This is a genomic window from Pseudomonas sp. UTLPPB19802 (assembly GCF_059730225.1).
Map to the genome: position 1 here is coordinate 2,513,524 of NZ_AP048545.1, position 15,737 is coordinate 2,529,260.

14 protein-coding genes and 1 pseudogene are annotated in these 15,737 nt (G+C 61.8%); 3 read left to right on the top strand and 12 right to left on the bottom strand.

All coding sequences use genetic code 11. The features are described 5' to 3' along the window. Window positions 1-140: 140 nt before the first annotated feature. The 3 genes from AC6I6U_RS11385 to AC6I6U_RS11395 are packed head-to-tail and all read right to left on the bottom strand — an operon-like array spanning window position 141 to window position 5,908. The gene (locus AC6I6U_RS11385) at window positions 141-1,592 is read right to left on the bottom strand and encodes an AdeC/AdeK/OprM family multidrug efflux complex outer membrane factor (RefSeq protein ID WP_497882039.1); all 1,452 of its coding nucleotides are present in this window, start codon (window positions 1,590-1,592) and stop codon (window positions 141-143) included. Beyond that, the gene (locus tag AC6I6U_RS11390; protein ID WP_497882040.1) at window positions 1,589-4,741 is read right to left on the bottom strand and encodes an efflux RND transporter permease subunit; all 3,153 of its coding nucleotides are present in this window, start codon (window positions 4,739-4,741) and stop codon (window positions 1,589-1,591) included. Before AC6I6U_RS11390 ends, AC6I6U_RS11385 begins: the two co-directional genes overlap by 4 nt. A gap of 3 nt (window positions 4,742-4,744) precedes the next feature. Next, window positions 4,745-5,908 carry an efflux RND transporter periplasmic adaptor subunit gene (locus AC6I6U_RS11395; protein WP_497882041.1) on the bottom strand — a complete coding sequence of 388 codons (1,164 nt, stop codon included), beginning with the start codon at window positions 5,906-5,908 and terminating at the stop codon, window positions 4,745-4,747. Window positions 5,909-6,162: 254 nt separating this feature from the next. Here AC6I6U_RS11395 and emhR point away from each other — a divergent pair, with 254 nt between their 5' ends. Next, complete coding sequence (gene emhR / locus AC6I6U_RS11400; protein ID WP_497882042.1) at window positions 6,163-6,795, top strand: efflux system transcriptional repressor EmhR; 633 nt, start codon at window positions 6,163-6,165, stop codon at window positions 6,793-6,795. Between the two features lie 164 nt (window positions 6,796-6,959). Beyond that, the gene (locus AC6I6U_RS11405; protein WP_497882043.1) at window positions 6,960-7,847 is read left to right on the top strand and encodes a DMT family transporter; all 888 of its coding nucleotides are present in this window, start codon (window positions 6,960-6,962) and stop codon (window positions 7,845-7,847) included. A 15-nt stretch (window positions 7,848-7,862) separates the two neighbouring features. On the opposite strand, the gene AC6I6U_RS11410 is transcribed toward AC6I6U_RS11405, so the two are convergent. The 7 genes and pseudogenes from AC6I6U_RS11410 to AC6I6U_RS11440 form a co-directional block, all read right to left on the bottom strand. Further along, window positions 7,863-8,726 carry a hypothetical protein gene (locus AC6I6U_RS11410; RefSeq protein WP_497882044.1) on the bottom strand — a complete coding sequence of 288 codons (864 nt, stop codon included), beginning with the start codon at window positions 8,724-8,726 and terminating at the stop codon, window positions 7,863-7,865. A 65-nt stretch (window positions 8,727-8,791) separates the two neighbouring features. After that, window positions 8,792-9,229: a hypothetical protein gene (locus AC6I6U_RS11415; protein ID WP_497882045.1), complete on the bottom strand. Its 438-nt coding sequence runs from the start codon at window positions 9,227-9,229 to the stop codon at window positions 8,792-8,794. Between the two features lie 58 nt (window positions 9,230-9,287). Beyond that, a pseudogene (locus AC6I6U_RS11420) lies at window positions 9,288-9,650 on the bottom strand (ABC transporter permease); the annotation flags it as partial. A gap of 381 nt (window positions 9,651-10,031) precedes the next feature. After that, on the bottom strand, window positions 10,032-10,490 hold the full coding sequence (locus tag AC6I6U_RS11425; RefSeq protein WP_497882046.1) for a hypothetical protein: 459 nt from the start codon (window positions 10,488-10,490) through the stop codon (window positions 10,032-10,034). A 232-nt stretch (window positions 10,491-10,722) separates the two neighbouring features. Then, window positions 10,723-11,772, bottom strand: coding sequence for an alkene reductase (locus AC6I6U_RS11430; protein WP_497882047.1), 1,050 nt, complete (start codon window positions 11,770-11,772; stop codon window positions 10,723-10,725). A gap of 20 nt (window positions 11,773-11,792) precedes the next feature. Then, complete coding sequence (locus tag AC6I6U_RS11435; protein ID WP_497882048.1) at window positions 11,793-13,007, bottom strand: MFS transporter; 1,215 nt, start codon at window positions 13,005-13,007, stop codon at window positions 11,793-11,795. Between the two features lie 14 nt (window positions 13,008-13,021). Continuing rightward, entirely contained in the window at window positions 13,022-13,324 is a 303-nt protein-coding gene (locus AC6I6U_RS11440; protein ID WP_497882049.1) for an ArsR/SmtB family transcription factor, read from the bottom strand. Window positions 13,325-13,480: 156 nt separating this feature from the next. Here AC6I6U_RS11440 and AC6I6U_RS11445 point away from each other — a divergent pair, with 156 nt between their 5' ends. Beyond that, a complete protein-coding gene (locus AC6I6U_RS11445; RefSeq protein WP_497882050.1) occupies window positions 13,481-14,053 on the top strand; it encodes an acyl carrier protein phosphodiesterase in 573 nt (190 codons plus the stop codon). Window positions 14,054-14,091: 38 nt separating this feature from the next. On the opposite strand, the gene AC6I6U_RS11450 is transcribed toward AC6I6U_RS11445, so the two are convergent. Both AC6I6U_RS11450 and olsB read right to left on the bottom strand, forming a co-directional pair. Further along, a complete protein-coding gene (locus AC6I6U_RS11450; protein ID WP_497882051.1) occupies window positions 14,092-14,898 on the bottom strand; it encodes a lysophospholipid acyltransferase family protein in 807 nt (268 codons plus the stop codon). After that, complete coding sequence (gene olsB / locus AC6I6U_RS11455) at window positions 14,898-15,653, bottom strand: L-ornithine N(alpha)-acyltransferase (protein WP_497882052.1); 756 nt, start codon at window positions 15,651-15,653, stop codon at window positions 14,898-14,900. The genes AC6I6U_RS11450 and olsB overlap by 1 nt, the downstream gene beginning before the upstream one ends. Window positions 15,654-15,737 lie beyond the last annotated feature (84 nt).

Below are 15,737 nucleotides of genomic sequence, written 5' to 3' on the forward strand. Positions count from 1 at the left end.
TGGGTCAGTGCGCTGGCATGGTGCGGTGGATCGAGCGCTGTGTTCAATCGCGATTCCACGGTTTCGGGCGATTACCGAACGGAACAGTGCAGGCATGAAAAAACCCGCCTGGGCGGGTTTTTTGTACAGCGTGAAAGGCCTCAGCCCTTCGGTGGCGTCTCGTCGATCGGCCGGGCCTGGCCGGTCTGTTCGTTCCAGCCACCGCCGAGGGCCTTGTACAGGTTGACCTCGCTGGTGAGCTGCGACAGGCGATCGCTGATCAGCGACTGCTGGGCGCTGAACAACGAGCGCTGGGCATCGAGGAAGGTCAGGTTGCTGTCGACACCGATGCGGTAGCGACGCTCGGCCAGTCGGTAGTAGTCCTGGTTGGCGGCGACCAGATCGCGCTGGGCCTGCAACTGTTCGTTGAAGGTCTGGCGCGCGGCCAGGCCATCGGCGACTTCCTTGAAGCCGGTCTGGATGGCTTTCTCGTAGTTGGCGACGCTGATGTCCTTCTGGATCTTGGAGTAGTCCAGGCTGGCTCGCAGGCTGCCGGCGTTGAAGATCGGAATGCTGATCTTCGGCGAGAACAGCCAGGTACCCGAGCCGCCCTTGAACAGGCCGCCCATGTCGGGGCTCAGGGTCCCGGCATTGGCGGTCAGGCTGATGCTCGGGAAGAACGCCGCCCGCGCCGCGCCGATGTTGGCGTTGGCCGCCATCAGTTGGTGCTCGGCGCCGAGGATGTCCGGGCGCCGCTGCAACAGGTCCGAAGGCAACCCGGCCGGCAGTTCGCTGAGCAGCTTGGCCGACAGCGGCTGGGCCGCTGGCAGGTTGGCCGGAATACCGGTACCCAACAGTTGCGTCAGGCTGTTCTGGTCTTCGGCGACCTGGCGGGTGAACTGCGCCAGCTTGACCCGTGCACTTTCGACGGAGGTGCGCGACTGGCTCAGGTCGAGGGCCGAGGCCACGCCGACTTCGTTGCTGCGCGAGGTCAGCCGGTAGCTTTCCTCGTAGGCCGTCAGGGTTTCCTGGGTCAGCTTGAGCAGTTCCTTGTCGGCCTGCCAGGTCAGGTAGGCATTGGCGACACTGGCCACCAGGCTGATCTGCGTGGTGCGGCGGGCCTCTTCGCTGGCGAAGTAGGTCTGCAGCGCCTGCTCGCTCAGGCTGCGGATACGGCCGAACAGGTCCAGCTCATAGGAGCTGACGCCGAGGGTTGCCGAGTATTGGCTGGTGATCGCTGCCTTGCCGGTGCTCGATGCATTGGCCGGGACCCGCTGGCGGCTGCCGCTGCCGTCGGCGGTGACGGCCGGGAACAGATCGGCGCGCTGGATCTGGTACTGGGCCCGGTAGGCTTCGATGTTCAGCGCCGCGACCTTCAGGTCGCGGTTGTTTTCCAGGGCGACCTGGATCAGTTGCTGCAGCGCCGGGTCGTTGAAGAACTGGCGCCAGCCCTGTTCGGCCGCGGCGACGTTCGCCGCCTGGGCCGGCGAATAGGCCGGACCTTGCGGGTACTGTGCCGCTACCGGCGCTTGCGGGCGCTGGTAGTCGGGGATCAGCGAGCAGCCGCTGAGCACGAAGGCTGCGACCGCTACAGAGAGAAGGGACTTGCTCATTGGCCAGCCTCGTGGTGTGGAGTTTCAGGGGTTGCGGGTTTCGCGTGCTTCTTCTCGCCACCGATGGCCGAGACTGCAACGAAGAATAACGGAACCCAGAAAATCGCCAAGATGGTCGCACTGATCATACCGCCAACCACCACGGTACCGATGGCATGCTGACTGCCGGAACCGGCGCCGGTGGAGATCGCCAGCGGAACCACGCCGAGGATGAACGCCAGCGAGGTCATGATGATCGGACGCAGACGCATGCGGCACGCCTCGATCGCCGCATCACGCAGGCTCTTGCCCTGTTCGTGGAGTTCCTTGGCGAACTCGACGATCAGGATGGCGTTTTTCGCCGCCAGACCGATCGTGGTCAACAGACCCACCAGGAAGTACACGTCATTGGACAGGCCACGCAGGCTGGTTGCCAGCAGTGCACCGATGATCCCCAGCGGTACGACGAGCACCACCGCGATCGGGATCGACCAGCTTTCGTACAGTGCCGCCAGGCACAGGAAGACCATCAGCAGCGACAGGGCGAACAACGCTGGCGCCTGGGAGCCGGACAGGCGTTCTTCATACGACAGGCCGGTCCAGGAAATACCGACACCCGCCGGCAGTTTCTTGGCGATGGCCTCGACTTCCGCCATGGCCTCACCGGTGGTGTGGCCCGGTGCCGGGGCACCCAGCACTTCCACCGCCTCGACGCCGTTGTAGCGCGCCAGTTTCGGCGAGCCGTAGACCCATTCGCCCTTGGCGAACGCCGAGAACGGAACCATGGTGCCGCTGCTGCTGCGCACGTACCACTTCTGCAGGTCTTCAGGGCTCATCCGGGCAGCGGATTTGCCCTGGATGTAGACCTTCTTCACGCGGCCGCGGTCGATGAAGTCGTTGACATAACTGCCGCCCAGCGCAATCGACAGGCTGTTGTTGATGTCCGAAATGCTCACGCCCAGGGCGCTGGCACGCTCATCGTCGATGCTCAGTTGGTATTGCGGTTCATCGTTCAGGCCGTTGGGGCGCACCGCCGCCAGGACCTTGCTCTGTGCCGCCATGCCGAGGAACTGGTTGCGTGCCTCCATCAGCTTCTCGTGACCGATACCGGCACGGTCCTGCAGGTACACGTCGAAACCGGTGGCGTTACCCAACTCCAATACTGCCGGCGGGGCGAAGGCGAATACCATCGCGTCGCGGAAGCTGAAGAAGTGTGCCTGGGCCCGTTCCGCCAGCTTGAACACGCTGTTGTCGGCGTTACGCTGATCCCAGGGCTTGAGCATGATGAAAGCCATGCCCGAACTCTGGCCGCGACCGGCGAAGTTGAAGCCGGTCACGGTGAACACCGAACTCACGGCACCCGATTCGTCCTTGAGCAGGTAGGCGCGCATCTGGTCGACTACCGCCTGGGTCCGTTCGGCACTGGAACCGGCCGGGGTCTGGACCTGGGCGAAGAGTACGCCCTGGTCTTCTTCCGGCAGGAACGAGCTTGGGATACGGGCAAACAGCCAGATCATGCCGACCACGATCAGCGCGTAGGCCAGCAGGTACGGCAGCTTGTGCGTCAGGATGTTGCCGACGCTACGCTCGTAGGCACTGACGCTGCGATCGAAGTTGCGGTTGAACCAGCCGAAGAAGCCGCGTTTCGGCGTGCCGTGCTCGCCATGGGGAATGGCCTTGAGCATGGTGGCGCACAGCGCCGGGGTGAAGATCAGCGCCACCAGCACCGACAGGCCCATGGCCGACACGATGGTGATGGAGAACTGGCGGTAGATCACCCCGGTGGAGCCGCCGAAGAAGGCCATCGGCAGCAGTACCGCCGAGAGCACCATGGCAATACCCACCAATGCACCCTGGATCTGCCCCATGGATTTCTTGGTGGCTTCCTTGGGCGATAGCCCTTCCTCGCTCATGACCCGTTCGACGTTTTCCACCACGACGATGGCGTCGTCCACCAGCAAGCCGATGGCCAGGACCATGCCGAACATGGTCAGGGTGTTGATGCTGAAACCGGCCGCCGCGAGGATCCCGAAGGTACCGAGCAATACCACCGGTACGGTCATGGTGGTGATGATGGTGGCACGGAAGTTCTGCAGGAACAGGAACATCACCAGGAACACCAGCACGATCGCTTCGACCAGGGTTTCAACCACACCCTTGATCGATTCGCTCACCACCGGCGTGGTGTCGTACGGGAATACCACCTTCATCCCAGGCGGGAAGAACGGTTCCAGGTCGCTGATGGTCTTGCGCAATGCCTTGGCGGTGTCCAGGGCGTTGGCACCGTTGGCGAGCTTGACCGCCAGGCCCGAGGCCGGGCTGCCGTTGTACTGCGCCGCGATGCTGTAGTTCTCGCCCCCCAGGCCGACGTCGGCGACGTCGCCCAGGCGTACCTGCGAACCGTCCTTGTTGACCTTGAGCAGGATGTTCTTGAACTGCTCGGCGGTCTGCAGGCGGGTCTTGCCGATGATGGTGGCGTTCAGTTGCTGGCCAGGCATGGCCGGCAGGCCACCCAGTTGCCCGGAAGACACCTGGACGTTCTGTGCGGACACGGCAGTTTTCACGTCTACCGGCGTGAGCTGGTAGTTGTTCAGTTTGGCCGGGTCGAGCCAGATGCGCATCGCGTACTGGGCACCGAATACCTGGAAGTCACCGACACCCGCGGTCCGCGAGATCGGGTCCTGCATGTTCGAGACGATGTAGTTCGACAGGTCGTCCTTGGTCATGCTGCCGTCGGTCGACACCACGCCGATCACCATCAGGAAGTTCTTCACTGCCTTGGTGACGCGGATACCTTGCTGCTGCACTTCCTGCGGCAGCAAGGGGGTCGCCAGGTTCAGCTTGTTCTGGACCTGGACCTGGGCGGTGTCGGAACTGGTGCCCTGTTCGAAGGTAGCGGTGATGGTCATGCTGCCGTCGGAGTTACTTTCCGACGATACATAACGCAGGTTGTCGATACCGTTGAGCTGTTGTTCGATCACCTGGACCACGGTGTCCTGCACGGTCTGCGCCGAGGCGCCCGGGTAGGTCACGGAAATGGCGATGGCCGGTGGCGCGATCGCCGGGTACTGGTTGATCGGCAACTTGAGGATCGAGAGCGCGCCGACCAGCATGATCACAAGGGCGATCACCCAGGCGAAGATCGGGCGGTCGATAAAGAATTTCGACATGGTTTACTCCCCTTTGCTGCTCGCGGCTTTGTCGGTTGCCGGGGCAGGGGCCGGGTTGGCGGTTTTGACGTTGGTAGCTTCGCTGGCCTTGACCTCGGCGCCTGGGCGCACGAACTGCAGGCCTTCGGTGATCACGCGATCGCCCGACTTGAGGCCTTCCTCGACCAGCCACTGGCTGCCCTGGGTACGGCTGGCCTTGAGTTGGCGCAGCTCGACCTTGTTATCCGCACCGACGACCAGTGCGGTCGGGGTGCCCTTGAGGTCACGGGTCACACCCTGCTGCGGCACGAGGATCGCCGCGCTGTTCACCCCGGACTGCAGTTGCGCATGCACGAACATGCCCGGCAGCAGCGAATGGTCGGGGTTCGGGAATACCGCGCGCAGGGTCACGGAGCCGGTGGTTTCATCCACGGTAACTTCCGAGAACTCCAGCTTGCCCGGCTGGCCGTAGGTGCTGCCGTCTTCCAGGGTCAGCTTGACCATGGCCGCATTGTCGCCGGCTTTCTGCAGGCGACCGCTTTCCAGTTCCCGACGCAGCTTCAGCAACTCGGCGGTGGATTGCGTGATGTCGACGTAGATAGGGTCGAGCTGGGTGATCGTCGCCATGGCATCGGTCTGGCCAGTGCTGACCAGTGCGCCCTCGGTCACCGAGGAGCGGCCGATGCGGCCGGACAGCGGCGCGAAGACCTTGGTGTAGCGCACGTTGATCTGCGCGCTCTGCAGGTTCGCTTCCGATTGCAGGCGGTTGGCGACGGCGGTGTCGTACTCCTGGCGGCTGACGGCCTGTTCGTTGACCAGTTGCTTGTAGCGATCAGCGATCGACTTGGTCGATTGCAGGCTAGCCTCGGCGCTTTTCAGGGTCGCTTCGTAGACCGATGGATCGATCTGGTAGAGCTGCTGGCCGGCCTTGACGTCACCGCCTTCCTTGAACAGGCGCTTGAGAATGATGCCGTTGACCTGTGGACGCACTTCAGCGATGCGGTAGGCCGTGGTACGGCCAGGCAGTTCGGAGGTCAGGGTGAACGGCTGGGCTTGCAGGGTTACGACGCCGACCTGAGGGGCGGGTGCGGCCGCTGGTGCGGCCTCTTCCTTTTTATTGCATCCGCTGAGCAGCGATGCCAGGGCGACGGCGGTGACCAGAGCGGTAACAGCTGGCTTGAGTTGCATGAAGATCCTCGGGTCAGGCGCGCGTGAAGCGCACAAGAAGGGTGGAAGGGTATGAAGGATGATCTGGCTGGATAAATAGGCTGCTAATGAATATACTTACATTCACGTTTGTTTGTAAAGACTTGAACTTTTGCCCAAAGTCGTTACAAAGCATGGAATTCATCTCGGGAAAAGGCACAAAAATCGCCGCCCGTCGTTAAGCCCGGATTAAGCCCAGGGGAAATCCGCGGCACCCTGATCGAGGTTTTACTGCCATGGTTCGTCGTACCAAAGAAGAAGCTCAGGAAACCCGCAGGCAGATACTCGAAGCCGCCGAGAAGGCGTTCTACGAGCGCGGCGTGGCGCGCACCACCCTGGCCGATATTGCGACCCTGGCGGGCGTCACGCGCGGTGCCATCTACTGGCATTTCAGCAACAAGGCCGACCTGGTGCAGGCGATGCTCGATTCGCTGCGTGAGCCGCTGGATGACATGGCCAAGGCCAGCGAAGACCAGGACGAACCCGATCCGTTGGGCTGCATGCGGCAGTTGCTGATTCACTTGTTTCAACAGATTGCTCTTGACCCGAAAGTCCGGCGCATTAATGAGATTTTGTTTCATAAGTGCGAGTTCACCGATGAAATGTGTGACCTGCGCCGCCAGCGCCGTGCAGTCAGCCTGGACTGCAACGAACACATCGAGCGAGCCTTGCGCAATGCGGTGAACCGGGGACAGCTTCCCGAGAATCTCGACACGGTCCGTGCGGCAATCAGTCTCCATGCCTGGATCGATGGCACCCTGTATCAATGGTTGTTGGTGCCGGACAGCTTCGACCTGAACAAGGATGCCGAGCGTTGGGTCGATACCGGCCTGGACATGCTGCGCCTGAGCCCCAGCCTACGCAATTGAGTCAAAATGCGTAAGTGAGTCTAGTTGTGTCAATATCTTCCGTGCCAGTCACATCGGCCTGACGGTACGTGCCTCGACAGCGGGCAACATTTATATACCGGTACGGCGCATCTTGGTAGTTAGTGTGCTAAGTATTTTGTACTGAATTTGTTGCGAGCCTGTGAATGAATGTACCCAACCTGCTGCACAAGAGTGCTGAGCAACCACTCAAGGGCATTGCGCTGATCTGCATGGCGGTGCTGCTGTTCGCCAGCCATGACGCGTTGTCCAAGTACCTGTCGGGGTTCTACCCGATCGTGATGGTGGTCTGGGCCCGTTATGTGGTCCACACCCTGATGATGCTGGTGATCTTCGTGCCGCGCAGTGGCCTGTCGGCGGTGGTGCGCACCAAACGGCCCGGTCTGCAACTGCTGCGGGCGCTTTGCCTGATCGGTACCAGCCTGTTCTTCACCACAGGTCTGCGCTATATCCCCCTGGCGGAAGCCACCTCGGTCAACTTTCTTGCGCCTCTGTTGGTGACGGCCCTCTCGGTTCCGCTGTTGGGCGAGCGGGTCAGCCGTGGCCAGTGGGCGGCGGTGATCGCCGGTTTTGTCGGGGTGCTCATCATCATCCGCCCTGGCAGCTCGCTGTTCACCCCGGCGATCCTGCTACCACTTTGTTCGGCGTTGTGCTTCGGTTTCTATCAACTGCTGACCCGCATGCTCAGCGGCATCGACAGCCCGACTACCAGCAACTTTCTCACCGGTATCCTCAATACCCTGATCATGAGTGCGATGCTGCCGTTCTTCTGGAGCGCGCCGACCCTGGTCCACGGCCTGTTCATGATCGGCCTGGGTACCTGCGGCATGCTCGGCCATCTGCTGCTGACCCAGGCCTTCCGGCACGCCCCACCGGCGATGCTGGCACCGTTCAGCTACGGGCAGATTCTTTTCGCCGGCATGTATGGCTACCTGGTTTTCGACCACATGCCGGACGTGTTTGCCGTATTCGGTATCGGGGTGATCTGCCTGAGCGGATTGTTGGTGGCCTGGGGGCAGCGCAAGCGCGGCTGACCCCGGGAGCGGCCGTCAGCCGTTGCGCTTGCCGCTGAGGAAGGTGGCCAAAGAAGATTGCCAGCCGCCCTTGCGCATCATTTGCAGCAGGGCCCTGTGCCAGACGTCCTTCAGGGTTTCGGTGGTTGTTGCGCCGGGCTCGGCGGAGGGCGTGGTGCTGTTCTCGGTGGTGGAGGCTTGCTGCTTTTTGGCCATGCGTTCCAGTGTCAGGGGGTGGAGAATTTCCGCAGATTTATGTTCGATGTAGCCCTGCTTGCTTTCGTAGGTCTGGAATTGGGGAGGCAGTTTTACATCTGGGTCGCCTGTAGTGGAAAAGCGGCTGATGACTGTTTCCAGAAAGTCAAAATCGAAGAGATGGTGAGCGCCAAAGCCAGGGTCCATCATATAGCGAATGAAATCCTGATCCAGGGCGCTGCCTTTTAAGGCTTCACTCTTGAGAATTCTTTCGGCTGTTGCCGCGTCCTTGTCGAGGAAACTGTAACTCAGTCGATGTCCTTCGGTATCGTAATTATGTCCACAGTTCAAGTTGTGTAGCATCGTGCCATTTTGAAATTGGCGATAGGTCGCCAGATCTCTGGCCAAACATGTTACATATCTGGGGGATGCCCCCTGTTCCTGGGCGAACTCGTAGATGCTTGCCAATAGATTTCTGTCAGCTTGGGTCAGGTAGTATTTCTCGCTTTTTGTTGAATCTAGCACTGTTTCAAAGTGTGGGTTGGGCTCTCCTCCGTACATATGAGTTATTAGCAGCGCATGACCACTGATCGAGACCGATGGTGAGTTGGTTTTACTAGTAGGTTTTTCTTCGTTCGCTTTTGCGGGATAGAGGGGGGTTGGGGGCGCGTAGTTGTATGAATTGCCTGTTTGAGTGATTTTCATATCACTTGATTCTCCAGATGTATGGATGCTCCGTCAGTCTGTTTGGCTGACGGAGCAGCTCCCTGCTAGTAGCTGTATTCAAAGGTGATGCTGTCTTCCCCTTGCGGGTGCGCAGTAATTTTCAGATCTTCCGATATGTGTGTGAGATAAACCTTTACACCCTGTCCGAAACGTTTTTGATTGAATGTGTTGATGTTTCCTGTCGAATTTGGACTGATGAATTGACAATCGATTTCGGTACTGGAGTAAGGCTCGAAGTAGCAGATCCTTACTTTCTCGTTGATTGCTTCAGGAAAGAAGGTTGTGCTCCAGCGAATATTTCTGAGCCTCATCTGGATGTTGATTGGATGAAGGAAGTCAGCGCGTTGCGCTCGGTGTATTGATGTTGCTGTGTTTATATAGCTGTGAAGGCTAGGTGGTCTTTGCGATTTTGTAATGCTGGCATCCGCTGCAAAAGTTTGAGTGCTGGCCAAAATCAAGGCGAGCGAAAGCACCTTTTTCATGATGGTATTCCTGAAAAATAGAGAGATATTTGAGTTGTAAGTGGTGTTCCGGTGTTAGTTACTCATAGGCAGTCTCCCGTAGTGCTTCCATGGGTTGCAGGCGAGAGGCCTTGAGGGCCGGATGCAGGCCGAAGAACACCCCGGTCAGCAGGGAACTGCCGGTGCCGAGCAGCAGGGCGACCAGGCTCAGGCGCAGGGGCCACCCGGCGAAATGGCTGAAGACGAGCGCGGCGAGGCTGCCCAGCAGCGCTCCCAGGAGGACGCCGGGCAGCGACAGGCACAGCGTCTCGCAGAGGAAGGCATTGCGGATATCCCGGGGACGCGCGCCGAGCGCCAGGCGCAGGCCGATCTCCCGGCGCCGTTCGGCCAGGTTCATCAGCATCACGTTCATCACGCCGACGCCCGACACCAGCAGGCTGAGCCCGGCGCGTCGACCGGCCAGTCGCAGGTTGTCGATGGCCTCGGCAAGCACCTGTCCGGGTAGCGGGCCGTAGTGTTCGAGGAGGGTCATGCCACACCCCGTTCAGCCAGCCGCATGCCGCCCGTTTCGGCAGCCTTGATGTACGGCTTGTGCTGATGTTGCCAGGGCAGCCATTCAGCTTGCCGCTGAGGCTTGGATGCCATGTTGCTGTCCTCCTTTTGGGCCGATCACTGCATCGCTCAGATGCTTCAAGAATCGGCCGCAGGAAGGGGGACTAAATAGGAATGGTTTCCGTTTGTTCTGTGGGAATTTTCCATTGGTGTCAGCGTTTCGAGTGACGCTGACACGCTCGATGAAGAGGGCTTGCGCGCCGTCAACGGCTCAGCTCATGCTGAATTCCACGCTGTAGCTGTAGGGTGGGGCCTTGAGGGGCCTGCTCAGGCGCGCCTTGCAGGAGGCTGCGCGTTCGCCGATCGACTCGGCCTGGCGGGTCCAGGTGGGCAGGTAGCTGGTGTGTTCCGAGTCGGTGAAGCGTTGCCGCAGCGATTGCTGGGCAACGAACCGGCATTTGCGTGGCCCGGAACCGTAGATGAACCAGGCCCGTGGCCCCTCCAGGCGCAGTTCCCGACGTTCGCCGCTGGCGATGGAGAAGTTCGAGACCGGAGCCCCCTGCAGGTCGAGACCGGTGCCGAGCAGTTCGAGCGGTTGTGGCGAGTCGTTGCGGATCTCCACGGTGACCGTCGCCAGGGGCTCGGGTCCCGAGGCATAGGCGGCCAGTGACAAGAGGCCGGAAAGGGTCGCGCAGGACAGGGCTATGCCCAGTATTTGCAGGAGGTACATGTTAAGTCCTTTTAGGTGGCTCGCGTTGGCAGCGCCATTCCCTGACGCTGCAATCCGCCCCGTGCTCCTGAGGCGTCAGGCAAGTATGCGGATTGCGCCCAAAAAAGCTCGGGGAAAACCACTCTCTATTTTGTGAGTGTTTTCCGATAGTCAGTTCGGGACATTCAACTAAGACGAAAAAGCCCCGGCTCTTTCGAACCGGGGCCTGCACACACTACTGACTTTTCTGCGCTTACAGCGTCGGGTAGTCGATGTAGCCGACCGGGCCCTTGCCGTAGAAGGTTTCAGGATGCGGCGCATTCAGCTCGGCGCCTGCCTTCAGGCGGGCCGGCAGGTCCGGGTTGGCGATGAATGGCACGCCGAAGGCCACGGCATCGGCCTTGCCCTCGGCGAGCCAGGCGTTGGCACTGTCCTTGGTGAATCGTTCGTTGGCAATGTAGGTGCCGCCAAACGCCGCCTTCAGTTGTGGGCCGAGGCTGTCGTCGGCTTCCTTTTCCCGCGAGCAGATGAACGCGATGCCACGCTTGCCCAGTTCACGGGCGACGTAGGTGAAGGTTTCCGCCAGGTTGTCGTCGCCCATGTCGTGGGAGTCGGCACGTGGGGCCAGGTGGACGCCAACGCGGCCCGCGCCCCAGATTTCCACTACGGCGTCGGTCACTTCGAGCAGCAGGCGGGCACGGTTTTCCAGGGAGCCGCCGTATTGGTCGGTGCGCTGGTTGGTGCTGCTCTGCAGGAACTGGTCGAGCAGGTAGCCGTTGGCTGCGTGGATTTCCACGCCGTCGAAACCGGCGGCCTTGGCATTTTCCGCGCCAACGCGATAGGCCTCGACGATGTCGGCGATTTCTGCGGTTTCCAGTGCGCGCGGGGTCGGGTAGTCCGCTTGCGGACGGACCAGGCTCACGTGGCCCTTGGGCTGAATCGCGCTGGGGGCGACCGGCAGTTCACCGTCCAGGTAGGACGGGTGGGAAATCCGGCCGACGTGCCACAGTTGCAGGAAGATCCGGCCACCGGCGGCATGCAGGGCCTTGGTCACGTTGGTCCAGCCGCGGACCTGGTCGTTGGACCAGATGCCGGGGGTGTCCGGGTAGCCGACGCCCATCGGCGTCACCGAGGTCGCCTCGCTGAGGATCAGCCCGGCAGAGGCGCGTTGGACGTAGTACTCGGCCATCAACGCGTTCGGTACACGGCCCTCGTCGGCCCGGCAGCGGGTCAGCGGCGCCATGACGATGCGGTTCGGCAGTTCGAGGTCGCCCAGTTTGATCGGATCGAAAATAGTTGTCATGTGTACAACCCTCTTGATGATTAGTTGCTAGCGGGGGCCAGCCCGGCATTGCCGTTCTGGCGAAAGGTGATCAGGGTCACCAGCAGCGCGAGCACTGCCAGTGCGCCGGCGGCCAGGGGCACGCTGGTGAGGCCCATGCCGTGGGCGATGACGCTGCCGCCGACCCAGGCGCCGAGGGCGTTGCCGACGTTGAAGGCGCCGATGTTCAGGGTCGAGACCAGGTTGGGGGCCGCCTGGCCGTAGGTCACTACGTTGATCTGCAGCGCCGGGACAGCGGCGAAGCAGGCCGTGGCCCAGAGGAACAGGGTGATCTCGGCGGGAATGAGCAGCACGCTGGTCCAGGTCAGCACGCTGGCCAGCACGGCCATGGCGATGAACACGCCGATCAGTGTCGCGGCAAGATTGCGGTCTGCCAGCTTGCCGCCAATGATGTTGCCGACGGTCAGGCCCAGGCCCATCAGCACCAGGGTCCAGGTCACGCCGCGTGGCGAGACGCCGGTGACTTCGCCAAGCAGCGGCGCGATGTAGGTGAAGAGGGCGAACACGGCGGCGGAGAACAGCGCGGTCATGCTCAGCGACAGCCACAGGCCGGCACCCTTGAGTGCGCCGAGTTCGGCGCGCATGTCGAGTTTTTCCTCGTCATGCCTGGCCGGCAGGAAGCGGATCAGGCCGATCAGCGCGATCACGCCGATGACGGTCACGGCCCAGAAGGTCGAGCGCCAGCCGGCCTGTTGGCCGAGGGCGGTGCCCAGGGGAACGCCGAGGGCGGTGCCCAGGGGAACGCCGAGGGCGGTGCCCAGGGGAACGCCGAGGACGTTGGCCAGGGTCAGCCCGGTGAACATCAGGGCCACGGCGGAGGCGCGCTTGTCCGGGGCCACCAGGTTGGCCGCGACGACCGAGCCGATGCCGAAGAAGGCGCCATGGCACAGGGCGGTGATGATCCGTGCCAGCATCAGCACGTTATAGTCGCTGGCAATGGCACACAGCAGGTTGCCGATGATGAAGATGCCCATCAGCACCACCAGGGCCGCCTTGCGTGGCAGCCGCGAGGTGGCCATGGCCATGAACGGTGCACCGATCGCCACGCCGAGGGCGTAGCCGGTCACCAGCCAGCCGGCACCGGGGATCGACACGCCGAGGTCGGCCGCCACATCGGGCAGCAGGCCCATGATGACGAACTCGGTGGTACCGATGGCAAAGGCGCTCAGGGCCAGGATGAGTAGCGAGAGGGGCATTGTCTGCGGTCCTTTTAGAGCTCTTGGCTCATGATGCGGAGGAATTCCTGGATGGTTTCCTCGTTGCGTTTGAAGAAGTGCCACTGGCCCGCTTTCTGGCTGCTGATCAGGCCGGCCCGTTGCAAGGTCGCCAGGTGCGCCGACACGGTGGACTGCGACAGGCCGCAGCGTTGGTCGATCTGTCCGGCGCAGATGCCGTACTCATGGTTGTGCAGTTGGTCGGGGAACTGGACTTTCGGGTCTTTCAGCCAGTGGAGGATGTCTCGGCGTACTGGGTGTGCCAGCGCTTTTATTATTTCGTCGAGGTCGATGGTCATGGCGGTGTCTCGGGGGTGATAAAACGGTATATCGCGATAGAGCGAAATATAAATCGCTATTTCGCGATATACCAATATGATTTTGCTCTGTCATCAGCGTAAATCGCTATATCGGGTTATAACGATATAGATGCGGAGGGTGCTAAGCTTGCAGGCATGAATTATCTCGCGCATCTCCATCTGGGTGGCCAGCACCCGGAACAACTGCTCGGCAGCCTCTACGGCGACTTCGTCAAGGGCCGCGTGGACGGGCAGTTCACGCCTTCGATCGAGGCCGCTATCCAGCTGCATCGGCGCATTGATGTGTTTACCGACAGCCATCCCCTGGTGGGCCAGGCGCTATCGCGTTTCGAGCTGACCCGTCGGCGGTATGCCGGGATCGTCCTGGATGTGTTTTTCGATCATTGCCTGGCCCGGGACTGGGCCCTGTATGCCGAAGGCTCGCTGGAGAGTTTTACCGCCGGAGTCTATCGGGTACTGGCCGGTGAGCCACGCTTGCCGGGGCGGCTGGCACAGATCGCGCCTTATATGGCAGCGGATGACTGGCTGGGTTCGTATCGGCGGTTCGATGTGTTGGGGCCGGTGCTGCGGGGGATTTCCCGGCGCTTGTCGCGGCCGGAGGAAATGGCCCATGCCATGGCCGAGTTGGAGGCGCTGTACGAGCCGTTGAGCGAGGATTTTCGCTCGTTCTATCCCGAGCTGCAGGCATTTTCGCGGGAGTACCTGTAGGAGCGGGCTTGCCCGCTCCCACGGATATGCGGCGATTATCAGGCGGCTTCCGCCTCGCCGGTGACCACCGGGCGTGGAACCGGGCGTTTCACTTCGGCGGTCTCGCCAAACAGGGCCATCTGCACCGCCTGCTGCGCCTGGAACGCCAGGGCCGCACGTTCCTGGCCATTGCAGGGAATCGGCTGCAGCAACTGGATTTCCACATCGCCCTGGTCGTTGGAGAACAGGCGCATCAGGTGCGAGAGCAGATCATCATCGCCGATGAACGGGGCCAGTGTGTCCGGTTGCCCGTCACGGCTGTAACGGATCGCCACCGGTTGCAGCGACACGTGCGCATCGATGGCCGCCGACAGCAGGCGACCATGAAATGTGCGCAGGGAACGGCCATCGGTGGTGGTGCCTTCCGGGAACATCAACAAGGGATGTTCCTGCTCCAGGTGACGGGTCATCTGCTTGCGCACCAACTGGCTGTCACCCGAGCCCCGGCGGATGAACAGGCTGCCAGCCTTTGCTGCCAGCCAGCCGGCCACCGGCCAGGTGCGCACCTCGGCCTTGGACAGGAACGACAGTGGCGTCAGCGCGCCGAGCAGGGCGATATCGGTCCACGATACGTGGTTGCTGACCCACAGCATCGGCTGTGTCGGCAGTTGGCCGCGCACCGTCACGCGAAAGGGCAGGGCATTGCTCAGGCGGGCCATGAAAAACCGCGACCAGCTCTGCCGACGCGCCATCGAGTTGGCGATCCCCAGTCGTTCGAAGGCGCCAAACACACTGGCCATGCTCAAGCCGAGCGTCACCACCAGCAGTACCCGGGCGATCCGCCCGTATACCCGCAGCCGGCTCATTACACGGCCGCCTTGAAGTGCCGGGCGTAACGCGGGCACAACTCGTCGCGCTTGAGCAGGATGAACACGTCGGCTACCTGGAAGTCTTCGTCCCAGCACGGTTCGCCGCAGATCTTCGCGCCCAGGCGCATGTAGGCCTTGAGCAGCGGCGGCATTTCAGCGATGACGTTGCCGGGGATGTCCAGGGTTGGCAGCGGCTTCTTCGGTTCGGCGCGCAGGTGTTCGGTGCTCAGGTAGCGTTCACGCAGGCGTTGCATGATCGCGTGGGCCTGGATGCCGCCATCCTGCATCGGGATGCTCGCGCAACCCATCAGGTAGCTGTAGCCGCCCTGGTTGAGCACTTCGGCCAGTTCGCCCCAGAGCACGGCGATGGTGCCGCCGTTGCGGTAGGCCGGATCGACGCAGGTACGGCCGATTTCCAGGATCGGGCCCTGCAGGTGGCCCAGGCCATGCAGGCTGAATTCTTCTTCACTGTAGAACCGTCCAAGCGTGTTGGCGGCCTTGTGGTCGAGCAGGCGGGTGGTTGCCACCAGCCGACCGCTGTTCAGGTCGCGCACACCGATGTGGGTGCAGTGCACATCATAATCATCCATGTCCAACCCGAGCTCGGCGCCTTTCAGCTTGGCATTGAACTCGCCGCTGAAAACGTTGAAGCGCAAGGCCTGGGCTTCTTGCAAGGCCGCGGCGCCCAACAGGCGTTCGGCTTGCAGGCGGCGTTCATTGCCGGTGTCGCTGATGCGGGCGATCTGAGTCATGACGCGTCTCCGGTTGCCGGCCAGGGTTGCGGCCAGTCGACTTTGTTGTGCAAAGTCAGGCTATGTAGCCCCGGTGTCATCGCC